The sequence below is a fragment of the Ectothiorhodospira sp. PHS-1 genome, from assembly GCF_000225005.1.
Taxonomy (GTDB): domain Bacteria; phylum Pseudomonadota; class Gammaproteobacteria; order Ectothiorhodospirales; family Ectothiorhodospiraceae; genus Ectothiorhodospira.
Genome location: NZ_AGBG01000050.1, coordinates 1 through 7,081 on the forward strand (window position 1 = coordinate 1; position 7,081 = coordinate 7,081).

The 7,081-nt window shown below is 62.1% G+C and carries 8 protein-coding genes; all 8 read left to right on the forward strand.

Translation table 11 applies throughout. The features are described 5' to 3' along the window. Nucleotides 1-81 precede the first annotated feature (81 nt). A complete protein-coding gene (locus ECTPHS_RS13170; protein WP_008933251.1) occupies nucleotides 82-852 on the forward strand; it encodes a SapC family protein in 771 nt (256 codons plus the stop codon). A 40-nt stretch (nucleotides 853-892) separates the two neighbouring features. Beyond that, nucleotides 893-2,137, forward strand: coding sequence for a class I SAM-dependent methyltransferase (locus ECTPHS_RS13175; protein WP_008933252.1), 1,245 nt, complete (start codon nucleotides 893-895; stop codon nucleotides 2,135-2,137). Between the two features lie 144 nt (nucleotides 2,138-2,281). Next, on the forward strand, nucleotides 2,282-3,055 hold the full coding sequence (locus ECTPHS_RS13180; RefSeq protein ID WP_008933253.1) for an AAA family ATPase: 774 nt from the start codon (nucleotides 2,282-2,284) through the stop codon (nucleotides 3,053-3,055). A gap of 246 nt (nucleotides 3,056-3,301) precedes the next feature. Continuing rightward, complete coding sequence (locus ECTPHS_RS13185) at nucleotides 3,302-4,243, forward strand: SDR family oxidoreductase (RefSeq protein ID WP_008933254.1); 942 nt, start codon at nucleotides 3,302-3,304, stop codon at nucleotides 4,241-4,243. A 45-nt stretch (nucleotides 4,244-4,288) separates the two neighbouring features. Further along, nucleotides 4,289-5,311, forward strand: a complete 1,023-nt coding sequence (locus ECTPHS_RS13190; RefSeq protein WP_008933255.1) for a glycosyltransferase family 4 protein — start codon at nucleotides 4,289-4,291, stop codon at nucleotides 5,309-5,311. Nucleotides 5,312-5,662: 351 nt separating this feature from the next. Further along, on the forward strand, nucleotides 5,663-5,818 hold the full coding sequence (locus ECTPHS_RS14865; protein WP_168044675.1) for a type II toxin-antitoxin system RelE/ParE family toxin: 156 nt from the start codon (nucleotides 5,663-5,665) through the stop codon (nucleotides 5,816-5,818). Then, complete coding sequence (locus ECTPHS_RS13200) at nucleotides 5,815-6,168, forward strand: helix-turn-helix domain-containing protein (protein WP_008933257.1); 354 nt, start codon at nucleotides 5,815-5,817, stop codon at nucleotides 6,166-6,168. Before ECTPHS_RS14865 ends, ECTPHS_RS13200 begins: the two co-directional genes overlap by 4 nt. Nucleotides 6,169-6,319: 151 nt before the next feature. Beyond that, on the forward strand, nucleotides 6,320-7,081 hold a 762-nt coding region (locus tag ECTPHS_RS13205; RefSeq protein WP_008933258.1), incomplete at its 3' end, for an AAA family ATPase.

The following is a 7,081-nucleotide window of genomic DNA, read 5'->3' on the forward strand; positions in this document are numbered from 1 at the left end:
TAACTGGAACTCGCTTTTCAGTGGGCCGAAGAACGCTTTAGACTGGTACCATTCGTGACGACCGAGGTGAATTGAAAGCTCATGCCCAATTATCAGGCCATTACCAAAAATGACTTTGCCCACCTGCGCTGGAAGCGCTTCGATAGTTACCGGTTTGCGGCACAGGATGCCGTTGCTCCGCTGGTGGCGCAGGAGCTGGCCAGGGCCTGCATGAGTCTGCCCATCGCTTTCATCAGGCAGAACGAGGCATTCATTCCCGCGGTCTTGCAAGGCTTCAAGCCCGGACAGAACCTGCTGGTTGCACCTGATGGCCGCTGGATCGGACCCTATACGCCGGCCGCTTATCGCGGCTATCCCTTTGCCCTGGCCCAGGCCGCCGATGATCAGCTTGTGCTCTGCGTGGATACCGACAGCGGTCTGGTAGGCGAGAATGAGCAGGAAGCATTTTTTGAGGATACCGGAGAACCCGCAAAACCGCTCAAGGATGTACTCAGCTTTCTGCGGCAGGTACGCAATAACCGCGAACTGACGCCGGGGATGTGTGCCGCGCTGGAGGCGCATGGGCTGATCGTGCCCTGGCCGCTGAAGATAAAAACCGAGTCCGGCGAACAAGCCATCCAGGGGCTCTATCGGATTGATGAAGAGGCCCTCAATGCCCTCGACAGGGATGCCTTCGATGCCCTCCGCCAAACCGGTGCGCTTCCGCTCATCTACTGCCAGCTGCTGTCCATGCAGCACATCCAGACACTGGGTAAACTGGCCGAAGCACACGCCAAGGTTACCTCTGCTCCCGCCAGCCTCGATACCCTTTTTGGTGAGGACGGCGACACCTTGAAATTCGATTTCCACTGAACGAGCCCGGATCACAGGCTCCCGTGAACAGGTAAGCCCCATGAGCGACTGGACCGCCGGTTATGTGGCCGACATCGGCTACACCTACGGCTACTACGCAGAGCTGAATCCCCTGCGCTTGCACTTGGCCTTTCTCAATGCCGGTCTGGTTCCCCCCGCAGTGGGTGCGGCCTGTGAGCTGGGCTTTGGGCAAGGCTTGAGCGTGAACCTGCACGCGGCGGCCGGCATGACGCACTGGCACGGCACCGACTTCAATCCGTCCCAGGCAGGCTTTGCCCGAAAACTGGCTCAGGTGGCCGGGAGTGGAGCGAATCTGAGCGACGAGTCCTTCGTGCAGTTCTGCGCCCGTGATGACCTGCCCGATTTCGATTACATCGGTCTGCATGGCATCTGGAGCTGGATTTCGGATGAGAACCGGACCGTGATCGTGGATTTTCTTCGTCGCAAGCTCAGGGTAGGCGGGGTGCTGTACATCAGCTATAACACCCAACCCGGTTGGGCCGCCATGGTACCCATGCGTGATCTGCTCATCGAGCACGCCGAGGTGCTGGGGGCCGACGGGGCGGGTATCGTCAGCCGTATCGACAGTGCTCTGGCCTTTGCTGATCAGCTGCTGGCAGCGAATCCGGCTTTCGTCCGCGCCAATCCACAAATCGCTGAGCGGATCAATAGAATCAAGGAGCAGAACCGTCATTATCTGGCCCACGAAGTGCAGCCTGCTGCCGATGTCAGCCTGAAGGTGAGCGGCAGCCTGGGGGAAGCCACATTGCAGGAAAGCGTGTACCGCCCCTTCCTGGAGCAGTTGGCCGACCATCGGCCGCGTACCCTGGGTCAACTGGAAAAGGCCCTCAAGGACACCGGCATCAGCTTCCCGCAGGTACTCCAGGCGGCGCTGGTCCTCAGCGCCACGGGTGCCTTGCTGCCGGCGCAGGAGGAAGCCGTTATCAGCAAGGCGCGCAAGTGCACCGACCGGCTCAACAGCCACCTGATGATGAAAGCCCGCGGCAGCAATGACCTGAGCCATCTGGCCAGCCCTGTCACCGGGGGCGGCATCTCCGTGCCGCGCTTTCAGCAGCTATTTTTGCTGGCCCGCTGTCGGGGACACAAACAGCCTCAGGAGTGGGCTGGATTCGTCTGGGAGATCCTGTCCCTGCAGGGACAACGCCTGGTCAAGGACGGCAAGGCACTGGAGGATGCGAACGCCAACCTGGCCGAGCTTACCGAGCAGGCCCAGGTCTTTGCCGATCAACAGTTGCCGATTCTCAAGGCGTTGCAGATCGCCTGAGTTGGGTGACCATGAATTGAGAAAGTCGCGTTCTCGTCTCTTTCATGACTGGGGCTCACCCGCCGTGAAGCATGAGCATTAGCGGTCCTTCCCGGCGGCTGTGATAAACTCCCGCGAGCATGACGCTTCACTCCGGAGGCCTGCATGGCTACTGATCAGCGCCTCAGACTCCCCATCGGGATTCAGACCTTCTCCGAGATTCGCGAGGGGGGCTATTACTACGTGGACAAGACGCCGATCATCGAGCGCTTGGTCCACCAGAACAAGTACTATTTCCTCTCCCGTCCCCGACGCTTCGGCAAGAGCCTGCTGCTGGACACCCTACGCTGCCTGTTTGAAGGCCGTCGGTCACTCTTCGAGGGGCTGTACATCCACGACCGCTGGGACTGGGAGACCGTCCATCCGGTGATCCGCCTGAGTTTTGGCAGCGGTGTGATGCGCAGCCGCGACGAGCTGGACGAGCGCATTCGCCATCAGCTGCGCAAGCATCGGGAGCGCAGAACCCTGTTTACCCACCTGCGCAACCATGACCTGGCCGGGTTGGAAAACCACCTCAAGTCCCTCTATGCGGGCCTGCCTCACGACTGGTACCGCAACAACCCCATCGCCCAATACGAAGGGCACTATGCCAGTGTGTTTTACAGCCACTTTGCGGCCCTGGGGGGGCAGGTCACGGTGGAAGACTCCAGCCACCACGGCAAGGTGGACATGGCGGTGGACTTTGCCGGGCACATCTACCTGTTCGAGTTCAAGGTGGTGGAGCAACTGCCCGAAGGCAAGGCCCTGGAACAGATCAAGGCCAGAGGCTATGCCGACAAATACCGCGCCACCGGCAAGCCCATTCACCTGATCGGCGTGGAATTCTCCCGCGAAAGGCGGCAGATCGTGGCTTTTGATGTGGAGACGATCCGAGCCTGACGCCTGGACACGTTGTTCAGGCATTGATCCTGGCTTCTCCCCCCCCCCATATTCGCCTTCACCATCCAGACCCGACAGGGTGTGGTACGGGGTGCTGAAACGGGTGGACGACTATGGCTATACTTTTTCAACGTTAAACTGACACAGGAGGACGCGACCTGGGCCGCGTGGTCGTGCCGAGCACGATGCGCTATCCCTGCCCAGCCTGAAGGGCGGGGTTTCTCGCGCAAAATGATGAATCCATCCTTGCGGATCGCAGTCACCGGTGCCGGTGGCTTTGTGGGGACGGCGCTGTGCGATGCGCTGGCAGGGGAGGGCAGGCAGGTGCTCCGTCTGGTGCGCCAGCTCCGTCATCCCCGGGATATGGCCGTGGGCCATCTGGGGCCGGATACGGACTGGCGGGTTCTGGAAGGGGTGGAGGTGGTCATTCACGCCGCTGCCCGGGTGCATGTCATGGATGAAACCAGTGGGGACCCGGCAACGGCTTTTCGTGAGGTGAACGTGCTCGGCACCCGGCATCTGGCAGCAAGGGCCGCCGCGATGGGGGTGCGTCGTCTGGTCTTTCTCAGTTCGGTCAAGGTGCACGGAGAAGCCTCTCGTCCGGATCGCCCCTTTACCGTCGATGACGTGCCTGTCCCTGAAGATGATTACGGCCGGTCCAAGTGGGAAGCGGAGCAGGTCCTGTGGGAGGTGGCCGCAAAAACCGGGCTGGAGGTGGTGGTGATCCGGCCTCCACTGGTCCATGGCCCCGGCGCAAAGGGCAATCTGGCGCGTCTGATGCGCTGGATCAGCCTGGGTATTCCCTTGCCCCTGGGGGGCATCGATAACCGGCGCAGCCTGGTGGGGCTGGATAATCTGGTGGATGTGTTGCGTCTGTGTGCGGATCATCCCGGCGCCAGCGGCCAAACCTACCTGGTCAGTGATGGCCGGGATATTTCCACCCCGGCACTGATACGCCTGCTGGCGGCGGAGATGGAACGCCGGCCCCGGCTGATTTCCGTATCTCCCCGGTGGTTGCAGCGGATGGGGCGCCTGTTCGGGCGCGGTCGGGAACTGGGTCGGCTGTGCGACAGCCTGCAGGTGGATGACAGTCACCTGCGTGACCATCTGGGATGGGTGCCTCCGGTATCGCTGGAAACAGGGTTGAGCCGCATGGTGTCCGGCGCATACCATCACCGCCCCGTCTGAACTTCATCGGTTGTTCAAACCCTCATCATGTCAGGTGTCTCATCCATGTCGGCAGGTCTCTTGTTGATCCTGGTGGCCGCGCCGCTCTGCCTGTGGCTGACCGGCATCCTGCGTCGCTATGCCTTGAGCAGAAATCTGCTCGACGTGCCCAATGCCCGTAGTTCTCATCGCCTGCCCACGCCCCGGGGCGGGGGGCTGGCGATCGTGCTGGTGGTGCTGGGCATGTTGCCGGTGCTCTGGCTGCTCGGATGGCTGGAGGCCGGCGCCCTGATCGGACTCTGGGGGAGCGGCCTGCTGGTGGCCCTGGTCGGCTGGCTGGATGACCATGGCCATGTGCGCGTGTCGTGGCGGCTGTTGACGCATTTTGCAGCGGCTGGCTGGGGGCTGGTCTGGCTGGGCGGACTGCCGCCCTTGCCGATGATGGGGGCTGTCTGGGACATGGGTTGGGCTGGCCATCTGCTGGCCATGGTGTATCTGGTCTGGGTGCTCAATCTGTACAACTTCATGGACGGGATCGACGGCATTGCGGGTATTGAGGCCGTCACGGTCTGTGTCGGGGCCGTCCTGCTGTCGTGGCTGGCGGTCGGACAGGCCGGCCTGCCCGCGGCGGGGGTGACGGGGGTGTTGGCCGCCGCCTGTGCCGGATTCCTGTTCTGGAATTTCCCTCGGGCACGGATCTTCATGGGGGACGGGGGCAGCGGGTTCGTGGGTCTGATGCTGGGTCTGTTGTCGATTCAGGCGGCGTGGGTGGCGCCGGAACTGTTCTGGGCCTGGGTGATTCTGTTGGGTGTGTTTGTGGTGGACGCCACCCTGACCCTGGTCCGTCGGGTGGTGAGGGGGGTGCCGTTCCATCAGGCCCATCGCAGCCATGCCTATCAGCATGCCGCTCGCCGACTCGGGCGGCATCCGCCGGTGTCCCTGGCCGTGGGCGCCCTGAATCTGTTCTGGCTGCTACCCCTGGGGGTTTTGGTGGTCCTGGGGTGGCTGGATGGGGTGCTTGGGGTGTTGCTGGCCTATCTGCCGCTGGCGTGGCTGGCCTGGCGGTTCCGGGCAGGGGTTGGCGAGTAGTGCCGGAAAACACCACCCCCGTGGCTGGGGTAAAATGCCGTCGCTCCCATTTTGGAATCTTCGATGCAGTCCCTGCTGATCATTCGTCTCTCCGCCATCGGCGTGGAGACCGATCCCTTTCGTTACCACTACCAGTAACACCCCCACAGCCAGGAGTGCCTGCCTTTCTTCTGGTGGTGGCGCCACCTCTCATGGGAGCCGGCAGGCCAGGTGCCCGCCGTTTTCGCGGGGAAAGCAGGTGGGACAGGCACTTGCTTGTCCACTACCTTGCTTGTTCTTCACACCAAGTTAACTAATGGTTAACATGCCTCCATGTACACGGTGACGTTCAGCAAGCAGGCGACCAAGACGATGCGCAGACTGCCGCGCAACGTCGCCCGTCTGATCAGCGACAAGGTCGATCAGCTCACCGGTGACCCGGAGAGCCTGACCAATCAGGTGAAAAAGCTCACCGATCATCCCGGCTACCGGCTACGTATTAGCGACTGCGGAGGTGCCTACCAATGAGTGTGCAGATCATCGAAAAGGACGGCCGGCCCGAGTGGGCCGTGGTGCCCTATGACGAGTATCTCCGCATGGCCGAGGCCCTGGAGGACCGCGAGGACATCCAGGCCATTGAGGCGGCTCAGGGCGAAGAGACGATCCCGCACGCGATCATCAAGCGGCTGCTCGATGAAAACCCCATCCGCGTCTGGCGCGAGTACCGCGGCCTGACCATGGCGGCCCTGGCCGAGCACTGCGGTGTGAGTGTGCCCGCCATCTCCCAGATTGAGAGCGGGCAGCGCAAGCCCTCGGTGCGCCTGCTCAAGGCGATGGCCGAGGCCCTGGAGGTCGATATGGACGACTTGGTGCCTTAGCTGCGGCCCACGGTGGGGAGGGAAGGAGAGGCGAGAGGGGCAGGCGCTTTTGAGTGCGCTCTTGACGGACCCGATAGAGTGAGAATGCCAGGGGCTTCCCGGCGGCTGTGATAAACTCCCGCGAGCATGACGCTTCACTCCGGAGGCCTGCATGGCTACTGATCAGCGCCTCAGACTCCCCATCGGGATTCAGACCTTCTCCGAGATCCGCGAGGGGGGCTATTACTACGTGGACAAGACGCCGATCATCGAGCGCTTGGTCCACCAGAACAAGTACTATTTCCTCTCCCGTCCCCGACGCTTCGGCAAGAGCCTGCTGCTGGACACCCTGCGCTGCCTGTTTGAAAGCCGTCGGTCACTCTTCGAGGGGCTGTACATCCACGACCGCTGGGACTGGAAGACCGTCCATCCGGTGATCCGCCTGAGTTTTGGCAGCGGTGTGATGCGCAGCCGCGACGAGCTGGACGAGCGCATTCGCCATCAGCTGCGCAAGCATCGGGAGCGTTTCACGCTGGCTGCCACGCCCAGGGCGGATATTCCCGGTGAATTTTCGGATCTGCTGGAGCTTGCTCACCAGGAAACGGGCAAGCCGGTGGTGCTGCTGATCGACGAATACGACAAGCCCGTCCTGGACAACATTCGCGATCCCGAGCGCGCCCGCGAACTGCGCGAAGGCCTGAAGAACCTCTACAGCGTGCTCAAGGATGCCGATCCGCACCTGCACCTGGTGCTGCTCACCGGCGTATCCAAGTTCAGCAAGGTCAGCCTGTTCTCGGGGCTGAACAACCTGCGCGACATCACCCTACTACCCGAGTTCACCACCCTCTGCGGCTACACCGATGAAGATCTCGATACGGTGTTTGCCCCCGAGCTGCCTGGTCTGGATCGCGATGCCATCCGGCAGTGGTACAAT

Excerpts from the sequence above, each read along its gene's own strand:
- ECTPHS_RS14865 (WP_168044675.1), top strand. The coding sequence starts at position 5,663 with ATGCGCAGACTGCCGCGCAACGTCGCCCGTCTGATCAGCGACAAGGTC.
- ECTPHS_RS13200 (WP_008933257.1), top strand. The coding sequence starts at position 5,815 with ATGAGTGTGCAGATCATCGAAAAGGACGGCCGGCCCGAGTGGGCCGTG.
- ECTPHS_RS13180 (WP_008933253.1), top strand. The coding sequence starts at position 2,282 with ATGGCTACTGATCAGCGCCTCAGACTCCCCATCGGGATTCAGACCTTC.
- ECTPHS_RS13170 (WP_008933251.1), top strand. The coding sequence starts at position 82 with ATGCCCAATTATCAGGCCATTACCAAAAATGACTTTGCCCACCTGCGC.
- ECTPHS_RS13190 (WP_008933255.1), top strand. The coding sequence starts at position 4,289 with ATGTCGGCAGGTCTCTTGTTGATCCTGGTGGCCGCGCCGCTCTGCCTG.
- ECTPHS_RS13175 (WP_008933252.1), top strand. The coding sequence starts at position 893 with ATGAGCGACTGGACCGCCGGTTATGTGGCCGACATCGGCTACACCTAC.